Below are 17114 nucleotides of genomic sequence, written 5' to 3' on the forward strand. Positions count from 1 at the left end.
CCATGATGGCAGGAAGCAGCTTTTTCGCCTTGCTCGACGATATCGCGTCGGTCCTGGACGACATCTCGTTGATGACCAAGGTTGCCGCCAAGAAGACGGCGGGCGTGCTGGGCGACGATCTCGCGCTGAACGCCCAGCAGGTGACCGGCGTGTCGGTGAACCGCGAATTGCCGGTCGTGTGGGCCGTGGCCAAGGGCTCGCTGCGCAACAAGGCCATCCTGGTGCCGGCGGCGCTGATCATCAGCGCCTTCGCGCCATGGGCGATCCTGCCGCTGCTGATGGTGGGCGGCGCCTTCCTGTGCTTCGAGGGCGCCGAGAAGCTGGCGGCGAAATTCCTGCCCGGGCATGACAAGGCGGCCCGGCACGACGAACGGCGCAAGGCCCTGGAGGACCCCGGCGTGGACATGGTGGCCTTCGAGCGGGACAAGATCCGCGGCGCCGTGCGGACCGATTTCATCCTGTCCGCCGAGATCGTCGCGATCGCGCTGGGGACCGTGGCCGGGGCGGACTTCGGCACGCAGGTGGCCGTGCTGGTGGGCATCGCGCTGTTGATGACGATCGGGGTCTACGGCATCGTGGCCGGCGTGGTGAAGCTGGACGATGCCGGGGCGTATCTGGGGGCGAGGCGGTCCGCGGTGGCGCGCGCGGTGGGAAGGAGCATCGTCGGCGCCGCGCCGTTCCTGATGCGCGGCCTGTCGGTCGTCGGCACGGTGGCCATGTTCGCGGTGGGCGGCTCCATCCTGACGCATGGGCTCGAAGCCGTGCACGGTGGCATCGAACGCCTGGCGCATGGGGCGGCCAGCCTGCCCGTGATCGGCGCGGTGGCGGCGGCGGTGCTGCCCGTGCTGCTCAATATCTCGTTCGGCGTGCTGGCCGGCGCGGCGATCGTGCTCGTGGTCGAACTGGCCCGCAGGCTGCTGCGCAGGCAGGGGTAGGCTAGGGCGCCGCGGCCGGTTCCTGGTCGCCTTCCACGCGAAAGCGCAGCGTGCCTATCATCTGGCCGGTGTCCGTCACCACCTTGACCTGCCAGCGGCCGCCGGAGTCGGCGGGAAAATTCTGCTTGTGGGTCCAGGCCCGGTAGCCTTCCTTGCGGCCGCCGCGGATGTCCAGCGCGATGCGGTCGACCTCGCGTCCGTCGTGCAGCCAGACGTGGTAGATGTGTTCCTCCAGGCCCAGCGGGGCATTGATTGCGGTATAGGCATAGATGCCCTGATCGCGCATCTGGGCGGGCGTCACGGCGCGCAGGCGTTCGCCCGCTTTCATGTTGAGGCTGTCCATGCTGGTCGAGATGGCGACCTCGGTCAGCCACAGCGTGGCGGGCGGTACCCACAGGCGCAGCAGCCATCCCACCGAGCCGAGCGCCAGCATCAGTCCCACGACCGCCCACCTGCGCCAGCGGGCATCCAGCGAAACCAGCTCGGCCAGCGTGGGGAAGGACAGCAGCACCGCCACGCCCAGCGCCAGCTTGTAGCTATTGCCCGTCGGGATGTGCAGGACCAGTGGCAGCGCGGTCAGCAGCACCACGAACAGCGTGAAGGTGTGGTAGGTCAGGAACACCCACCTGCGGGTCGACAGCCACCGGAAGTACAGCGGATCGACCAGCGCTATCAGCGCCGCGGCGCCAACGAGCCCGGTGAACAGCGCCTGGCCGCTGTTCCAGGTGGTGGCGGTGTACAGGAAGGGCAGCACGAAGAACAGGCCTTCCTGGTGGATCATCTGCGTGCCGTAGCGCAGCACCGGTATGGGTATGGTCCACCCGAAGCGCTGTGCGATGCGCCGTCGCAGCGCGCGCTCGAGCATCAGCCAGATCCAGCTCAGCAGCATGACCGCGGCAATGACGCGGGCAAAGGACTCGTGGCGCTCGACGGTGAAAAAGCTGACCACCCCGGAAGCGAAGCCGAAGGCCGCGATGGTGCCGGGGTAGCGCTGGGCCAGCGCGAGGAGGCGAAGAGGGATGGTTTTCCAGATAGGCACGACAGGCCGGCCGGGCATGCAAAAAGTGCCGGGCGCCGCACCTGCGGGAAGCGGGCCTTGAGCAGACCGGTGCGTGAATCTTAGCACCGGGCGGGACGGGGCCGGCATGGCGCGGCTGGGCATGAAACTTGTTGACGCGCCCCCCTCTGTCCAGCCCCGAGGAGGCTCCCATGCCAGCTCCACCGCGTTACGGACTCCTGATCGCCACCGGCGCCGTGCTCGTCCTGCTCGGGATTGCGCTGATGGTGGGAGGAGCGTGGCTGATCTATCTGGACGGATCCTGGTACTACCTCGTGGCGGGGATCGTGATGGCGGTCTGCGGGGTCCGCCTGGCCGCGGGCCATGTGTCGGCGATCTGGCTCTACGCCGCGCTGGTGCTGGGCACGCTGGCCTGGGCGCTGTGGGAGTCGGGGCTGGACTGGTGGCCGTTGGCCGCGCGCGGCGACGTGCTGTTCGTGCTGGGCCTGTTCCTGTTGACGCCCTGGATACGTCGCAGGCTGGAGCCCCCGAGCCTGGAGACCGGGGCGCTGCTGTCGCCGTCGGGACCGCTGTTGCGTGCCCGCGCGGGGCTGGCGGTGGCGCTGGGGGCGTTTCTGGCGGTCGGCGTCGTCTCCTGGTTCGTCGACCTGCATCAATTGCGCGGCAGCTTCACGGAAGAAGCGCCCGCCGCCGCGCCGGGACCGGTGGCGGGCGAGGAATGGACCGCCTATGGCGGAACCGGCCGCGGGCAGCGCTATTCCGCGCTGGGGCAGATCACGCCCGCCAACGTCGGGCGCCTGGAGCAGGCCTGGGTATTCCGCACCGGCGACGTCCGGGGCAGGGAAGGCGATCCCGAGGAGACGACCTTCCAGGCCACGCCGCTCAAGATCGGCAATCGGCTCTTCCTTTGCACGCCTCACCAGTCGGTTATCGCGCTGGACGCGACCACCGGTCGCGAACTGTGGCGATACGACCCGCACGTGCAGGACAGGCTGGCGCTGCAACACCTGACCTGCCGGGGCCTGTCCTACTATCCCGGCGATGCCGCGCAGCCGGATTCCGCTCCGGCCGCCGCCGCGCCCTCGCCCCCGGCGCCGGCGCCGGCGAACGGACCGGCTCCCACCGCCGGCCAACCGGTGGCCGCGAACGATGGCAGGACCTCCGCCCGCTGTCCGGCCAAATTGTTCATGCCGACGGCGGACGGCCGCGTCATCGCGCTCGATCCCGACAGCGGCGGCGTCTGCACCGACTTCGGCGGCGGCACCGGGCAGATCGACCTGTGGCGCAACATGCCCAACGTCCGCCCGGGCTCCTATTACTCCACCTCGCCCGTGGTGGTCGCGCGCGGACTCATCATCGTGGGCGGCACGGTGCTGGACAACGTCTCGGTGAACGAGGCCTCGGGCGTGATCCGCGCATTCGACATACGCACGGGCCGGCTCGTGTGGAACTGGGATTCGGGCAACCCCGAGGACACCGAGCCCATTGCCGAAGGGCGTACCTATACGGCCAATTCTCCCAACAGCTGGTCCATCTCCAGCGTGGACGAGGAGCTGGGCATGGTCTACGTGCCGCTGGGCAACCAGCCGCCCGACCAATGGGGCGGCAACCGCAGCGAGGGCGCGGAGAAATTCTCGTCGTCGGTGGTGGCGCTGGACCTGGAGACGGGGCGCGTGCGCTGGTCGTTCCAGACCGTGCACCACGACTTGTGGGACTACGACGTGCCGGCGCAGCCCACGCTCATCGACCTGACGATGGGGGGCGCGACCGTCCCGGCCCTGGTCCAGCCGACCAAGCAGGGCGAACTCTACGTGCTGGACCGCCGCACGGGGCGTCCGCTGCTGCCCGTTACCGAGAAGCTGGCGCCCCAGGGCGCCGCGCGGGGAGACCGGGCCGCGCCCACGCAACCGGTATCGGCGCTGTCCTACGACCCGCCGCCCTTGACCGGCGCCAGCATGTGGGGGGCGACGATGTTCGACCAGCTCGCCTGCCGCATCAGGTTCCATCAACTGCGCTACGAGGGCCGGTACACGCCGCCGTCCACGCAGGGCTCGCTGATCTATCCGGGCAACTTCGGCGTCTTCAACTGGGGCGGGATCGCCGTCGATCCGCGGCGCCAGATCGCCTTCACGACACCCACCTATCTTGCGTTCGTCTCGCAACTGGTCCCGCGCAAGAACGACAAGAGCCTGTACGTGCAGGGCTCGGAGCGGCCCAATGACAGCCTGCCTGCCCTGAACGAGAACTTCGGCGCGCCGTTCGCCGTCAAGCTGAGCGCCTTCACGTCGCCGCTGGGCCTGCCGTGCCAGGCGCCGCCCTGGGGTTACGTGGCCGGAGCCGACCTGCGTACCGGTGAAATCGTCTGGCGACACAAGAACGGCACCGTGCGCGACAGCTCGCCCTTGCCGTTGCCTTTCCGGATGGGCGTGCCCAACCTGGGCGGTCCCATCATGACGGCAGGAGGCGTGGCCTTCCTGTCGGGAACGCTGGACAACTACGTGCGCGCCTATGACGTGCGCGACGGCAGGCAACTGTGGGAGGCCCGCCTGCCTGCGGGCGGCCAGGCCACGCCCATGACCTACGCGGGTGCCGACGGCCGCCAGTACCTGCTGGTGGTGGCCGGCGGCCACGGTTCACTGGGCACCAAGGCGGGAGACTACGTGATCGCCTACGCCTTGCCCGGAGACGGGAGGTAGCGGGGCCGGCCTCAGGGCGCGACCTGTACCATCCAGGTCACGCCGAAGCGGTCCGTCACCATGCCGAAGCGCGACGAGAAGAAGGTGGGCGTCATCGGCGCGATCACGGTCCCGCCGTCGCCCAGGGCCGCGAACTTGCGTTCGGCATCGGCGTCGTCGGCCACGCTGAGCGCCAGCGAGACACCCTTGAATTCGGCCGGGCCCTTGCACATGCCGTCCGATCCCATCACGACGGCATCGCCGATCTGCAGCGACATGTGCATGATCTTGTCTTCCGACCCGGGCGGCGGCGCGCAGTTCTCGTTGTCGCCCGAGGCCGGAGGGCCGTCCTTGAAACGCAGCATCATCGTGACCTGGGCGCCGAGCGCCTTGGCGTAGAACTCGGCCGCTTCCTCGGCCCGGCCTTCGAAGAACAGATAGGGCTGGATGTGCATGACGGTCTCCTCGTCTGACTGCTGGATGAAGGGGATGGGTTTGTGGACGCTGTACACATAAGTTATCAGAGATAATGTACAGTGTCCACATGGAGTTCCCATGACCAGCGCCGTCACCCCGCCCGCCTCGCGCAGCACCTACCGCCACGGCGACCTGCGCCGCGCCCTGCTGGAAGCGGGCATCGAGCTCGCCCGCCAGGGCGGCCCGTCGGCGATCGTGCTGCGCGAAGCCACCCGCCGCGCCGGCGTCGTTCCGAACGCCGCCTACCGCCATTTCGCCAGCCGGGGAGACCTGCTGCTGGCGGTGCGGGCCGCGGCGCTGTCCGCGCTGGCGACCGCCATGGAAGCCGAGCTCGACAAGCTGGACGGCGACAGCCCGCCCGCCGACTACGCCCGCGCCAGCCTGCGCGCGGTGGGCACGGGCTACCTGAGCTTCGCCAGCAAGGAGCCCGGCCTGTTCCGCACCGCGTTCGCCCCGGCCGACGGGCCGCTGAACGTACCCCCGGCCGACAAGGCCGGCCGGGGCGGACTGGATCCGTTCCAGCTGCTCAGCGCCGCCTTGGATCGCATGGCGGCGGCGGGCCTGCTCACGCCGGAGCGGCGCCACGCCGCCGAATACCTCGCGTGGTCGTCCGTCCATGGGCTGGCCATGCTGGTGATAGACGGGCCGTTGCGCGGCTTCAGTCCCGCGCAGGTCGAAGTGGTGGGGCAGCGGCTGCTGGAGATGGTGGAGAAGGGGTTGTAGGAGACTCGCTTCAGTAACCGGGCAGGCTCAGGCTGCCCTTGTCCGAAAAGCGCGTCGTGCCGAACATGCCGCCCGACAGCTTGCCGCGGACCACATAGGGAATGTTGTCCAGGCTGGAGCCATCGGCCAGGCCCAGTGCCTGCCGGATGGCGCTGAGCGCGGACACCGATACCGGTACCGTCAGCACGGTCTCGCCGAAGCGGGGCACGCTGCCGCGTTCGTTGCTGACGCCCGTCGCGAAGCGCTTGCCGTTCAACTCCAGTTCCAGCGCGGCGCCGTCGTAGTCCACCGCGGAGTCGTTGGGGTTCTGGACCCGCAGCTTGACCGCCATCCGCATCTCCAGCCCCTGGCCTTCCAGGGGTTCGATGCCGGCGACCTGCACGTTGAGCGGATCGCGGCCGGGCAGGCTGGCGCAGCCGGCCAGCGCCACCGCCAGCAGGCCGGCCAGGGCGGCCCGGCGCGGCGACGAAAATCCGGGGGAAGGAAGATGCATGATCGTGCCCATGAAAGCTGTGCAGCCTTCATCTTAGGAACGTGGCGCGAGGTCCGCAAAACTTGTTACCTCTTGCCGCAAGGCCTGCAAGAGCCGCCTCACAGGCCCTGGAATCGGGCGAGCTTGTCCGGGTTGCGCATCAGGTAAATATTGGACACCGCGCCGTTTTCGCCGTAGGCGAAGGTCAACGCGCCGATGATTACGCCGTTCTCGCGCAGCAGCACGCCCCTGGCGCCGCTGATGTCGGCCACGATCCAGTCCATGCCCCGCCAGAACCGTATCAGGCCGCGTTCGACGAAGCGCATCACCGACATCTTGCCCATCAGTTCCTGCTGCAGCGTGATGGCCTTGCCGCCGCCGTCCGACGAGAAGCGGACATCGTCCGACAGCAGGGCAGCCAGCGGCCCCGTGCCATGGCCATTGATGGCGTCCTGGAAGGCCGACAGCAACTGCTCCTGGCGTTCGGCCGGCGTGGCGTGGCGGACCTTGCTGGACTCGACCGCCTCGCGCGCCCGCGAGACCAGCTTGCGGCAGGCGCTTTCCTGCATGCCCAGCGTGGCCGCGATGTCCGGATAGGGGGTGTCGAAGATCTCGTGCAGCAGGTACGCGGCGCGCTCCTTGGGCGTGAGCCGCTCCAGCACCAGCAGGAAGGCCGTGGTCAGCGACGAGGCCAGTTCCAGCCGCGACTCCGGCGTGTCGTCCTCGCGGGTATGGATGGGCTCGGGCAGCCACGAACCCACGTAGTCCACCCGCGTCCGGTGCGCCGCGCGCAGCATGTCCACGCACAGGTTGGTGCAGATGCTGGTCAGCCACGCCGCGGGATTCGCGATCGCGCCGCGATCCGCGTGCATCCACTTGATGAAGGTCTCCTGCACGGCATCCTCGGCATCCGCCCGCGTGCCCAGCATGCGGTAGGCCAGCCCGAACAGGAACCGCCGCCGTGCTTCGAAGATCTCCGTCCCATCACCCGTCATCATGTCCATGATTCATTCCCGAGCGGACCCATCAGTGCATCGATACCTGGAGCCGGCTCCAGAGGTTGATATCGCCGCGATCGCGCTGGTCGGCGCCGCGATCTCCTTGTGACGAACGAGCCCGCCGGTTTGTGACGTCCCGTGCGACACCGTCCCGAACGCCGGATCGGATGGTTTAATTGTCCTATTGACAGGTCAATAGAATAAATGTGAAATGGCTCGAAAAGCGTCGATAACCGAAACGAGGTAGCGTGTGAGCACCGGGACCCCCGAGCAGGTCATTATTGTAGGCGGCGGCCCCGTGGGCCTGGTCGCGGCGATGCGGCTGGGCCATTACGGCATTCCGGTCGTGGTCGTGGAAGCCGAGGAACAGGTGTCGCGCGCCTTGAAGGCCTCGACCTTCCACCCCCCGACGCTGGAGATGCTGGACGAGTACGGTATCACGCCCGGGTTGATCGAAGCCGGGCTGGTCGCCCCCACCTGGCAGGTGCGCATGCACGAGACGAGCGAATTCGCCGAATTCGACCTGTCGGTGCTCAAGGACGAGACCCCGCATCCCTATCGCCTGCAGACCGAACAATGGAAACTGTCCGAGCTGCTGCTGGCCCACATCCGGGAAAAGCTGCCGGCGGTGCGGGTGCTGATGGGACACCCGTGCGTGGAGGTGTCGCAGGACGCGGACTCGGTGCGCGTCACGGTGGAGCGGCCCGGCGGCGAGCGGCAGGAACTGACGGGGCGCTACCTGATCGCGGCCGACGGCGCCCGCAGCATGGTGCGGGCCGCGCTGGACCTGAGCTTCGAAGGACTGACCTTTCCCGAGACCACGGTGCTGGCCACCACCCGCTTTCCGTTCCACGAGCACATTCCCACGCTGTCCTACATCAACTATTGCTGGGCCTCGACCGGCACCTTCAGCCTGCTGCGGCTTCCCGGCCTCTGGCGGGTCAGCCTGTACCCGTGGGAAGGCGAGTCGATCGACGACGCCCTCCAGCCCGAGTCCATCCAGAAGAAACTGCAACACGTCCTGCCGCGCGAACAGGCCTACGAGGTGATGGAGATCCGGCCCTACCGCATCCACCAGCGGGTCGTGAACACCTATGTCAACGGCCGCATCGTGCTGGCCGGCGACGCCGCCCACATCAACAGCCCCAGCGGCGGCATGGGCATGAACGGCGGCATCCACGACGCCTTCAACCTTACCGACAAGCTGCGCCGCATCTATGCGGGCGAAAGCGATGCGCTGCTGGGGCAATACGAGCGCCAGCGCCGCCCGATCGCGATCAAGCACGTATTGCAGCAGTCCGGCCGTAACCGCGCCCGCATGCAGGAGCGCGGGGAGGCGCAACGCCGCGCGACGCTGGAGGACTTGAAGCGCAAGGCGGACGATCCGCGCCTGGCCCGCGAGTACCTGCTCGAAACCTCGATGATCCTGAGCCTGCGCGAAGCGGCCGCGATCGAATAGCACGGAACGACATGAAGCAACCCGCGCCGGCCGAATTCCCCATCCGCGAGCAAGTAACGAGTTTCATCGACGGCCGCTGCACGCGTTCGGCCGGATACGAGCTGCCGGTGATCTTCCCCGGCGACGCGCGGCGCATCTCGACCCTGGTCGAGGCGCCGGCGGACGAGGTCGATGCGGCGGTGCGGTCCGCCCGGGCCGCTTTCGAGGACGGGCGCTGGCGCAGGCTGCCGGTCGAGGCCCGGCAGGCCGTGATGCGCAGGGTGGCCGACCTGGTCGACCTGCATCGCGACGAACTGGCCTACCTGGAGTGCATGAACTCCGGCATTCCCATGCGCCACCTGCAAAAGGGCCAGATTCCCCGTACCGCCTACAACTTCCGCTTTTTCGCGGAGTTCCTGGGCCAGCATGCCGAGAAGCTGCACGGCCAGACGGACGGGTACCTGACGCTGGTGCTGCGCGAGCCGGTGGGCGTGGCGGCGCTGATCGGCCCGTGGAACGCGCCGCTGGCCCTGACGTCGATGAAGATCGCCGGCGCCATCGCGTTCGGCAACAGCTGCGTCTGCAAGCCGTCCGAGGTCACGCCGCTGGCGGTCGCGCGCTTCATGGAACTGCTGGTGGAAGCAGGCGTGCCGCCGGGCGTCGTCAACCTGGTCAACGGCCGGGGCGGCGTCACGGGCGAAGCCCTGGTGGCGCATCCGCAGGTGGACCTGGTGTCGTTCACGGGCGGCACGCAGACGGCACGGCGGATCTCGGCCAGCGCCGGCGAAGGGCTCAAGCCCCTGTCGCTGGAACTGGGCGGCAAGTCGGCCAACATCGTCTTCGAATCGGCCGACCTGGACCGCGCGTTGGACGGCGCGCTGGTCGGCATTTTCTCGAACAACGGCCAGCAGTGCCTGGCCGGTTCGCGCATCCTGGTACAGCGGGCGGTGCTGGACCGCTTCGTCGACGCCTTCGCGCAGCGCGCCCGCCGGCTGCGCATAGGCAGCCCGCTGGACCCGGCCACCGAGATCGGGCCGCTGGCGTTCCAGGCGCACCGGCAACGAGTGGCCGGCTACGTGGACATCGCCCGCGCCGATGGCGCGCAGCTGCTGTGCGGCGGCGCGACGGTCGAGGAACTGGAACCGGGCTTCTATTTCCAGCCGACGGCGGTATTGGCGCGGGACAACACGGCGCGTGTCTGCCGCGAGGAGATCTTCGGACCCTTCGCGACCATCGTCCCGTTCGATACGCAGGACGAGGCCTACGCCATCGCGAACGACAGCGAGTTCGGCCTGGTGTCGTATGTATGGAGCGACCACCAGCCCACGGTGATGCGCGCGCTGTCGGAGATCCGGGCCGGCATGGTGTGGGTCAACACGCCCATGACGCGTGACCTACGCGCGCCCTTCGGCGGCATCAAGGCATCGGGCTACGGCCGGGAGGGCGGCGAGTCCAGCATGAAGTTCTATACCTTCGAGAAGACGGTCATGCTGCCCACGGTGCCGCCGTCCATCCCACGCCTGGGGACATGAAAAATGGCCCCCACGCTTGCCGCTTCGCGGCGGCGCTGCCCCCCAAGGGGGTGTTTTTCATCTTGGGGCGGCCCGGCGATGAAAAAACGGCGCTTTCCGGTGGAAGCGCCGTTTCGTGGTGGTTCAGGGCTGTTGCCGCGCGAGGCGCTCGCGCCAGTGGTCGCCACGCAGCCAGGGTTCCAGCGGCGCGGGCTGGCCATCCACGGCCGAGACGCCCATCCAGGCCAGACACAGCATGCACGACAGCACCGGCACGCGTGACCGGGCGTTCGCCGCCAGCAGCGGGGTCAGGGTGGGCATGCCCGTGCCCAGCATCAGGATGGCGTCGGTGTCGTCGCGGGCCAGGTCATCGAGCAGCGCGCCGGCGGTGTCCGCTTTCATCGAATAGATGGGATGGAACTGCGTGTGGTCCATGGCGGCCGACGCCACGCGCACGACCGTGAACCCCTGGGATTCCCAATAGGCCTTGCTGGCGGCGGTCAGCCCGGCGGGGTAGGGCGAGGCCAGCGCGATCCGGCGGGCGCCCAATTGCTTCAATGAAGCGACCACCGCGGTGGCCGCCGTGAAGGCCGGGACGCCGCGCTCGCGCTCGATGCCTGCCAGTACCCGTTCCTCGCGTTCGCGGCCCACCAGGTAGGAGGCGCCGGTGCAGCCCACCGCGACTGCCTTGATGGGCGCGTTGGCGAACTGGTCGCAGGCGGTGTCCAGCCTGTCCACGTAGTCGACCAGCCGCGCCTCGATCGTGGACTTGTCGCTCATCAACCGGGCATTGATGTGGGCGTAGCCGGCCGGCAGCAGGATGAAGTATTCGGGCTCGACCGTGGTGTTGGCCTGCGGGGTCAGCAGGCCGATGAGCCCCCGGGGTGCGTATTCGACGGCCATGCGGGCATCAATCCAGCTTGATGTTGGCGGCCTTGATGATGGGCGCCCACTTGCGGTCTTCGTCGTGCAGGAATTTCACGAACTCGGCCTGCGGCGCGCCGACGGGGGTAAGTCCCAAGTCCGACAGCTTGGCGCGGATGTCGGCGTTGGCCATGACCTTGCCCAGCGCGGCCTGCAGCCGGTCGACGACCGCGGCTGGCGTGCCGGCGGGCGCCGAGACGCCGAACCAGGCCTCGCCCACCGTGCCCGGCACGATTTCGTCCATGGTGGGCACGTCCGGGAAGGCGGCGACGCGCTTGGGGCCGCTGACGGCCAGGATGCGCACGTTGCCCGCCTTGGCCTGGGTCGAGGCGACCGACATGTTGTTGAAGATGGCGTCGAGCTGTCCGCCCAGCAGGTCGTTCATGGCGGGCCCGGTGCCCTTGTAGGGTACGTGGGTCATGTCCAGGCGGGCCTTCTGCTTCAGCATTTCGCCGGTCAGGAAGCCGGCCGAGCCTACGCCCGCCGAACCGTAGTTGTACTTGCCGCCGGCCTGGCGGGCCAGCTCGACGAATTCCTTGAAGTTCTTCGCCGGGTGACTGGTGCGCACGATGAGGCCATTGGGAAAGGTCCCCAGCAGCATGATGTGCGTGAAGTCGCGGAACGGATCGTAGGGAATCTTCTGGCCGAGCAGCGGCCCGGTGGTGATGGCCGCGCCGTTGGTGATGACCAGCGTGTAGCCGTCGGCCGGCGCCTTGGCGCCGAGGTCGGTCCCGAGGATGGAGCCGGCGCCGCCCTTGTTGTCGACGATGACGGACTGGCCGACCTGTTCGGCCAGCGCGCTGGCGACGAGGCGGCCGATGACGTCGGTCGAGCCGCCCGGGCTGAATGGCACGATCAGCTTGATGGGGCGGTCCGGATAGGTTTGCGCGTGGACCGTGATCGAAGCCGCGGCCAGGCCCAGGGCCAGAAATGCACGGCGGCAGATATTCAGCGCGCGGGGGTGGGCGCGGTGTTCCCCTGTACTATGATGGCGCATGGCAGGACCTGAAAGAATATGGACAACGCATGTGGATATTCCGCCAGGTTTCGCTATCGAGTCAAGCTAAATTGTTCTATTGGACAGACAATAAGACAGAACCCCAGTCTATGCAGCAAACCTTGCCCCTGCCGAAGTACCACAGCGTATACCTGGTGTTGAAAGAAAGGCTGCGCGATGGCCTGTACGACCAGCGCGTGCCCGGCGAGCTGGAACTGATGGAAGAGTTCGGCGTCTCGCGGGCGACCGTTCGCAAGGCCCTGGAGAACCTGACCCAGGAAGGATTGATCGAGCGATCGGCCGGCCGGGGGACGCGGCGTTTGCAGCCTCCGGGCCAGGCGGGGCAGCAAGCCTCGTCCACCCACCGGATGGCGGGGCTGCTGGACAACATCATCGCCGCCAGCCTGGACACCACGGTCAAGGTCATCGAGCACGAATACGTGTCCGCCACCGAGCCGGTGGCGCAGATGCTGCAGATCGAACCGCGTGCGCAGGTGCTGCGGGCGGTGCGCGTGCGCAGCACCAAGGCGGGCCCCGTCTCCTGCATCACCACCTGGGTGCCGCGCGAGTTCGCGGGCAACCTCGGCCGCCGGCAACTGGGCCGCAAGGCCATGCTGGTGCTGATCGAGGAGTCGGGCGTGGAGATCGGCCGGGCCCGGCAAAGCATTTCCGCGCGCCAGGCCGATGCCACCGTCGCGGGCCTGCTCGGCATGCCGCTGGGATCGGCCCTGCTGTCGGTCAGCCGGGTGGTCTACGACGTGAACGATCGGCCCGTGCTCTGGCTGCAGGGCCTGTACTGCCCCGACCGCTACGAGTACGAGATGGAGCTGTCGCGGGTGGGCGACATCGACGCCAAGGTCTGGGTCAGCAAGGATTTCAACGCCTACATGCGCTGAGGCGCCGCGCCGGGTATCCGGCGCGCCACAAATAAGAACACAAGAACCCGAATCAAATGTACTATTGTTAGGACAATAGATTGGAAGGGCCCGGCCGGGACCTTCGAGGATATCGGGTGACAGCTTGATTACATCGCCGGATGAAGGCCGGACGCTGGCGCAGAAGCTGATCGCGCGCGCGTCGGGGCGCGCCAGCGTGCGCGTGGGCGAGATCGTGACCTGCAAGGTCGATCTCGCGATGTTCCATGATTCTTCGGGACCGAGGCGCCTCAAGCCCATGCTGGAAGAGCTGGGCGCGGGCATCTGGGACAAGTCGCGCGTGGTGCTGGTGATGGACCACTACGTGCCCGAGCGCGACGAGGATTCCCGCAGGATCGTCCGCATCGCGCGCGAATGGGCTCGCGAGCAGGATCTGCCCCACGTCTACGACAGCCAGGGCATCTGCCACGTCGTGGTGCCGCAGGGCGGCCATATCCTGCCCGGCATGTTCTGCGTGGGCGGGGATTCGCATTCGCCGACGGGCGGCGCGTTCGGCGCCTACATGTTCGGCATAGGCTCGACCGAGATGCTGGGCGTGGTCGTGACGGGCGAGATCTGGCTGCGCGTGCCGGACACCCTGCGCATGCACTGGTCCGGCGCCCTGTCCGGGGGCGTCACCGCCAAGGACATGATGCTGCACATGCTGGGCCGCTTCGGCATGAACGGCGGCGCCTACCAGGCCGTGGAGTTCTGCGGGCCGGCGGTACGGGCGCTCGGCATGCAGGAACGCATGACGCTGTCGAACATGAGCGCCGAGCTGGGCGCCCAGGCCGGCCTGATCGCACCCGACGAGATCACGGCCGAATGGCTGTCCGCCATCGGCGCCAGGGTGCCCGACCTGGGGGAATGGCATACGGACGAAGGGGCCGCCTGCACCCGCTACGACTTCGATGCCAGCGCGCTGTCGCCCATGGTGGCCGCGCCGCACAGCCCCGCGAATTCGCGGCCGGTGGACGATTATCACGGCGTTCCGGTCCACGTCGCCTATGTCGGCGCCTGCACGGGTGCCAAGCTCGATGACCTGCGCGCCGCCGCATCGGTGCTCAAGGGACACCGCGTCGCGCCGGGCGTGCGGCTGATCGTCGCCCCGGCCAGCCTGCGCGACCAGGATGCCGCGCGCGACGAAGGCGTGCTGCAGGTCCTGATGGATGCCGGCGCGGAACTCTTTCCCACATCCTGCGGCGCCTGCTCGGGCTATGGCAGTCCCATGGGCGACGACGTCACGGTCATCTCGACCACCGCGCGCAACTTCAAGGGGCGCATGGGCTCGCCCACCGCCCAGGTGTACCTGGGGTCGCCCTATACCGTGGCCGCCTCGGCATTGCGCGGCGTCATCAGCGATCCCCGGGAGGTACTGGCATGAGCGGGACCACGCACCGCGTCTGGAAGCTGGGGCCGGACATCGACACCGACCTGCTGGCGCCCGGCTACGTCATGAAGCACGGCATCGATGTCATCGCCACGCACTGCCTGGAGTCGGTCCGGCCCGAGTTCGCCGCCACGGTGCGGCCGGGCGACGTCGTGGCGGCGGGACCGGGTTTCGGCATCGGATCCTCGCGCGAACAAGCGGCGGCGGCGCTGGTACGCCTGGGCGTGGCGGCGGTGATCGCGCCGTCCTATGGCGGGCTGTTCTTCCGCAACGCCTTCAACGTCGGGCTGATGCTGCTGACCTGCCCGCAGGCGGAGTCGCTGGACGAGGCCGAGCGGATCGAGATCCGGTTTCGCGCGACGCCGCAAGTGGTGAAGCGGGACGGCAGGGTGCTCGAGTGCGAGGTCATTCCGGATTTCCTGGTAGACATGGCCCGCAGCGGCGGACTGCTGAACCAGCTGCGCAAGCGTCTGGCCGGGAATGGTCCCTCCACTTCTTCCACCGGACATCGACCGTCATGACCAACGCATCCTTTCCCGCCGACCCGGCGCGCACCGCGCTGCTGATCGTCGACCTGCAGAACGACTTCCTCGCGCCCGACGGCGCCTACGCGCGGGGCGGGGCCGTCAGCGCCGCCGCGGCCGCGCTGCCGCCGCGCGTGGCGGCAGCGGCGCGGGCCCTGAAAGCGGCCGGCGGCATGGTGGTTGCCAGCCAGTTCACGCTGTGGCCGGACGGCCGGGGCGAACCGATGATCGCCCCGCACCTGGCGGCGCTCCGGCCGTTCCTGCGCAAGGGCGATTTCGCGCCCGGCAGCCGTGGGCAAGCCAATGTGGCCGAGCTGGACGGCCTGGTCGACGTGTCGGTCTGCAAGGTGGCGTACTCCGCCTTCTTCAACACGCAGCTGGACTGGGTGCTGCGCCATGCCGGCATCGATACGGTCGCGGTGTGCGGCATCGTGACCAACGGCGGCGTGGCCAGCACGGTCCGCGACGCCCACATGCGCGAATACCATGTCGCCGTGCTGGCGGACGGCTGCGCCGCCTTCCGCGAGGAAGTGCATGCCACGGCGCTGGCCGACATGGCGGGCATCGCCGACGTAACCGACTGCCGCAGCTTCGAGCGCGGCCTGGCCGCCTGAAGGAGAGCCCGCCATGTCCCATGATTTGCGCGGCCGCCTGGCCCGTCCCGGCATCGTGCTCGCCCCGGGCGTCTACGATGCCTTCAGCGCCCTGATCGCCGAGCAGGCCGGCTTCGAGGCCCTGTACCTGTCGGGCGCATCCATCGCCTATACCCGCCTGGGGCGTTCGGACGTCGGCCTGACCACCTACACCGAAGTCGCCGATACCCTGGCGCGCATCACCGAGCGGGTGTCGCTGCCCGTGATCGTCGACGCCGATACCGGGTTCGGCAACGCGCTGAACGCGATGCGCACGGTGCGCGGACTGGAGCGCGCCGGCGCCGCGATGATACAGCTCGAGGACCAGACCTTTCCCAAGCGCTGTGGCCACCTGGACGGCAAGTCCGTGGTGCCGGTCGCCGAGATGGCCGGCAAGCTCAAGGCCGCGCTGGATGCGCGGGACTCCTCGTCCACCCTGATCCTGGCGCGTACCGATGCGGTCGCCGTCGAAGGACTGGAGGCGGCCCTGGACCGGGTCGAACGATACCTGGAGACCGGCGTGGACGCGCTGTTCATCGAGGCCCTGAGGACTCCGGAGCAGATGGACACGGCCTGCCGCCGCTTCAAAGGCCGGGCGCCGCTGCTGGCCAACATGGTGGAGGGCGGCAAGACCCCTATCCAGAGCGCGGCGGAACTCGAGCGGCACGGCTTCGGCATCGCGATCTTCCCGGGCGGCACCGCGCGCGCGGTCGCCCACGTGCTGCAGGGCTACTACGGCAGCCTGCGCGAGCACGGCACGACGGCTCCCTGGCGCGACCGCATGTTGGATTTCGACGAGCTGAACGCGCTGATCGGCACGCCGGAATTGATGCGGCTGGGAAGCTCGTATTCCGCCTGAGCTCGACAAGGTGCCCTGCCATGTGGGTACGTTCCTTGCTGATCCACGGCGCTTCCGCAGTTTCGTCACCGGGCGTGGGCGTGGAAGCCGCCGACGTCCATGAAGGAGATCAACATGGCACAGATCGACAGCACTTCCGCGCCCCAGCAGGGCGGCGCCGGCATCGTGGGCAAGGGCAGCGCCACGGCCGACGGGCCGGGTCCGCACATCATGGCCGCCTCGACCCTGGACGGCAACAAGGTCTACAGCGCCGATGACGTGCACGTCGGATCGATCAAGGACATCATGCTGGACGTGTCGACCGGCCGTATCGCCTACGCGGTGCTGTCGAGCGGCGGCTTCCTGGGCATGGGCGACAAGCTCCTGGCCATCCCGTGGAACGCGCTGACGCTGGATACCGACCGCAAGGTGTTCATCCTGGGCGTGTCGGCCGACGTGGTGAAGCAGGCCGAAGGCTTCGACAAGGACCGCTGGCCAAGCTTCGCCGACGCGGGCTGGGCCACCGAGCTGCACGGCCGCTACGGGACCGAACCCTATTGGCACCAGCGCCAGGGAGAACGCGTCACCCTCGACCAGCCGGTGGTCAACGCCCCGCGCACGGGCTTCTCGGAAGGCCTGTAGGCGGGG

At 68.5% G+C, this 17114-nt stretch carries 17 protein-coding genes; 11 read left to right on the top strand and 6 right to left on the bottom strand.

Features of this window, described 5'->3' with window-relative positions:
• Positions 1–5 precede the first annotated feature (5 nt).
• On the top strand, positions 6–935 hold the full coding sequence (locus N5K27_RS02050; RefSeq protein ID WP_279814761.1) for a DUF808 domain-containing protein: 930 nt from the start codon (positions 6–8) through the stop codon (positions 933–935).
• 1 nt (position 936) lies between these two features.
• Here the strand turns inward: N5K27_RS02050 and N5K27_RS02055 are convergent, their stop codons facing one another.
• On the bottom strand, positions 937–1974 hold the full coding sequence (locus N5K27_RS02055) for a DUF5924 family protein (protein ID WP_217896301.1): 1038 nt from the start codon (positions 1972–1974) through the stop codon (positions 937–939).
• 170 nt (positions 1975–2144) lie between these two features.
• Here N5K27_RS02055 and N5K27_RS02060 point away from each other — a divergent pair, with 170 nt between their 5' ends.
• Positions 2145–4649, top strand: coding sequence for a membrane-bound PQQ-dependent dehydrogenase, glucose/quinate/shikimate family (locus N5K27_RS02060; protein WP_279814354.1), 2505 nt, complete (start codon positions 2145–2147; stop codon positions 4647–4649).
• 11 nt (positions 4650–4660) lie between these two features.
• Here N5K27_RS02060 and N5K27_RS02065 read toward each other — a convergent pair whose 3' ends face one another.
• A complete protein-coding gene (locus N5K27_RS02065; RefSeq protein WP_087838455.1) occupies positions 4661–5083 on the bottom strand; it encodes a VOC family protein in 423 nt (140 codons plus the stop codon).
• A gap of 100 nt (positions 5084–5183) precedes the next feature.
• Here N5K27_RS02065 and N5K27_RS02070 point away from each other — a divergent pair, with 100 nt between their 5' ends.
• Positions 5184–5828 (top strand): TetR/AcrR family transcriptional regulator, encoded by a 645-nt coding sequence (locus N5K27_RS02070; RefSeq protein WP_087838454.1) that lies wholly within the window; start codon positions 5184–5186, stop codon positions 5826–5828.
• A 10-nt stretch (positions 5829–5838) separates the two neighbouring features.
• Here the strand turns inward: N5K27_RS02070 and N5K27_RS02075 are convergent, their stop codons facing one another.
• The gene (locus N5K27_RS02075) at positions 5839–6321 is read right to left on the bottom strand and encodes an LEA type 2 family protein (RefSeq protein ID WP_087838502.1); all 483 of its coding nucleotides are present in this window, start codon (positions 6319–6321) and stop codon (positions 5839–5841) included.
• Between the two features lie 98 nt (positions 6322–6419).
• The gene (gene sigJ, locus N5K27_RS02080) at positions 6420–7304 is read right to left on the bottom strand and encodes an RNA polymerase sigma factor SigJ (RefSeq protein WP_087838453.1); all 885 of its coding nucleotides are present in this window, start codon (positions 7302–7304) and stop codon (positions 6420–6422) included.
• A 244-nt stretch (positions 7305–7548) separates the two neighbouring features.
• Here sigJ and N5K27_RS02085 point away from each other — a divergent pair, with 244 nt between their 5' ends.
• Both N5K27_RS02085 and N5K27_RS02090 read left to right on the top strand, forming a co-directional pair.
• Positions 7549–8757: an FAD-dependent monooxygenase gene (locus N5K27_RS02085; protein WP_217896300.1), complete on the top strand. Its 1209-nt coding sequence runs from the start codon at positions 7549–7551 to the stop codon at positions 8755–8757.
• 11 nt (positions 8758–8768) lie between these two features.
• Positions 8769–10268 carry an aldehyde dehydrogenase gene (locus N5K27_RS02090; RefSeq protein WP_087838452.1) on the top strand — a complete coding sequence of 500 codons (1500 nt, stop codon included), beginning with the start codon at positions 8769–8771 and terminating at the stop codon, positions 10266–10268.
• A 123-nt stretch (positions 10269–10391) separates the two neighbouring features.
• Here N5K27_RS02090 and N5K27_RS02095 read toward each other — a convergent pair whose 3' ends face one another.
• Together N5K27_RS02095 and N5K27_RS02100 are read right to left on the bottom strand one after the other, a co-directional pair.
• Positions 10392–11150: an aspartate/glutamate racemase family protein gene (locus N5K27_RS02095; RefSeq protein ID WP_087838450.1), complete on the bottom strand. Its 759-nt coding sequence runs from the start codon at positions 11148–11150 to the stop codon at positions 10392–10394.
• Between the two features lie 7 nt (positions 11151–11157).
• Positions 11158–12168 carry a tripartite tricarboxylate transporter substrate binding protein gene (locus tag N5K27_RS02100; RefSeq protein ID WP_087838449.1) on the bottom strand — a complete coding sequence of 337 codons (1011 nt, stop codon included), beginning with the start codon at positions 12166–12168 and terminating at the stop codon, positions 11158–11160.
• Positions 12169–12278: 110 nt separating this feature from the next.
• On the opposite strand from N5K27_RS02100, the gene N5K27_RS02105 reads away from it, so the two are divergent.
• From N5K27_RS02105 to N5K27_RS02130, 6 genes are all read left to right on the top strand, one after another.
• Positions 12279–13064 (top strand): GntR family transcriptional regulator, encoded by a 786-nt coding sequence (locus N5K27_RS02105; protein ID WP_087838448.1) that lies wholly within the window; start codon positions 12279–12281, stop codon positions 13062–13064.
• Positions 13065–13188: 124 nt separating this feature from the next.
• Positions 13189–14466: a 3-isopropylmalate dehydratase large subunit gene (locus tag N5K27_RS02110; RefSeq protein WP_132979788.1), complete on the top strand. Its 1278-nt coding sequence runs from the start codon at positions 13189–13191 to the stop codon at positions 14464–14466.
• Positions 14463–14993, top strand: coding sequence for a 3-isopropylmalate dehydratase (locus N5K27_RS02115; RefSeq protein WP_279814371.1), 531 nt, complete (start codon positions 14463–14465; stop codon positions 14991–14993). Before N5K27_RS02110 ends, N5K27_RS02115 begins: the two co-directional genes overlap by 4 nt.
• The gene (locus N5K27_RS02120) at positions 14990–15610 is read left to right on the top strand and encodes an isochorismatase family cysteine hydrolase (protein ID WP_087838445.1); all 621 of its coding nucleotides are present in this window, start codon (positions 14990–14992) and stop codon (positions 15608–15610) included. Before N5K27_RS02115 ends, N5K27_RS02120 begins: the two co-directional genes overlap by 4 nt.
• Positions 15611–15623: 13 nt before the next feature.
• Positions 15624–16487 (top strand): isocitrate lyase/phosphoenolpyruvate mutase family protein, encoded by an 864-nt coding sequence (locus N5K27_RS02125; protein ID WP_132979790.1) that lies wholly within the window; start codon positions 15624–15626, stop codon positions 16485–16487.
• Positions 16488–16601: 114 nt separating this feature from the next.
• Positions 16602–17108, top strand: a complete 507-nt coding sequence (locus N5K27_RS02130; protein WP_087838500.1) for a PRC-barrel domain-containing protein — start codon at positions 16602–16604, stop codon at positions 17106–17108.
• Positions 17109–17114 lie beyond the last annotated feature (6 nt).

This window comes from Pigmentiphaga sp. GD03639, from assembly GCF_029845405.1.
Taxonomy (GTDB): Bacteria; Pseudomonadota; Gammaproteobacteria; order Burkholderiales; family Burkholderiaceae_B; genus Pigmentiphaga; species Pigmentiphaga daeguensis.

Excerpts from the sequence above, each read along its gene's own strand:
- N5K27_RS02090 (WP_087838452.1), top strand. The coding sequence starts at position 8,769 with ATGAAGCAACCCGCGCCGGCCGAATTCCCCATCCGCGAGCAAGTAACG.
- N5K27_RS02065 (WP_087838455.1), bottom strand. The coding sequence starts at position 5,083 with ATGCACATCCAGCCCTATCTGTTCTTCGAAGGCCGGGCCGAGGAAGCG.
- N5K27_RS02060 (WP_279814354.1), top strand. The coding sequence starts at position 2,145 with ATGCCAGCTCCACCGCGTTACGGACTCCTGATCGCCACCGGCGCCGTG.
- N5K27_RS02095 (WP_087838450.1), bottom strand. The coding sequence starts at position 11,150 with ATGGCCGTCGAATACGCACCCCGGGGGCTCATCGGCCTGCTGACCCCG.
- N5K27_RS02075 (WP_087838502.1), bottom strand. The coding sequence starts at position 6,321 with ATGCATCTTCCTTCCCCCGGATTTTCGTCGCCGCGCCGGGCCGCCCTG.
- N5K27_RS02100 (WP_087838449.1), bottom strand. The coding sequence starts at position 12,168 with ATGCGCCATCATAGTACAGGGGAACACCGCGCCCACCCCCGCGCGCTG.
- sigJ (WP_087838453.1), bottom strand. The coding sequence starts at position 7,304 with ATGGACATGATGACGGGTGATGGGACGGAGATCTTCGAAGCACGGCGG.
- N5K27_RS02125 (WP_132979790.1), top strand. The coding sequence starts at position 15,624 with ATGTCCCATGATTTGCGCGGCCGCCTGGCCCGTCCCGGCATCGTGCTC.
- N5K27_RS02105 (WP_087838448.1), top strand. The coding sequence starts at position 12,279 with ATGCAGCAAACCTTGCCCCTGCCGAAGTACCACAGCGTATACCTGGTG.
- N5K27_RS02120 (WP_087838445.1), top strand. The coding sequence starts at position 14,990 with ATGACCAACGCATCCTTTCCCGCCGACCCGGCGCGCACCGCGCTGCTG.
- N5K27_RS02070 (WP_087838454.1), top strand. The coding sequence starts at position 5,184 with ATGACCAGCGCCGTCACCCCGCCCGCCTCGCGCAGCACCTACCGCCAC.
- N5K27_RS02115 (WP_279814371.1), top strand. The coding sequence starts at position 14,463 with ATGAGCGGGACCACGCACCGCGTCTGGAAGCTGGGGCCGGACATCGAC.
- N5K27_RS02050 (WP_279814761.1), top strand. The coding sequence starts at position 6 with ATGGCAGGAAGCAGCTTTTTCGCCTTGCTCGACGATATCGCGTCGGTC.
- N5K27_RS02130 (WP_087838500.1), top strand. The coding sequence starts at position 16,602 with ATGGCACAGATCGACAGCACTTCCGCGCCCCAGCAGGGCGGCGCCGGC.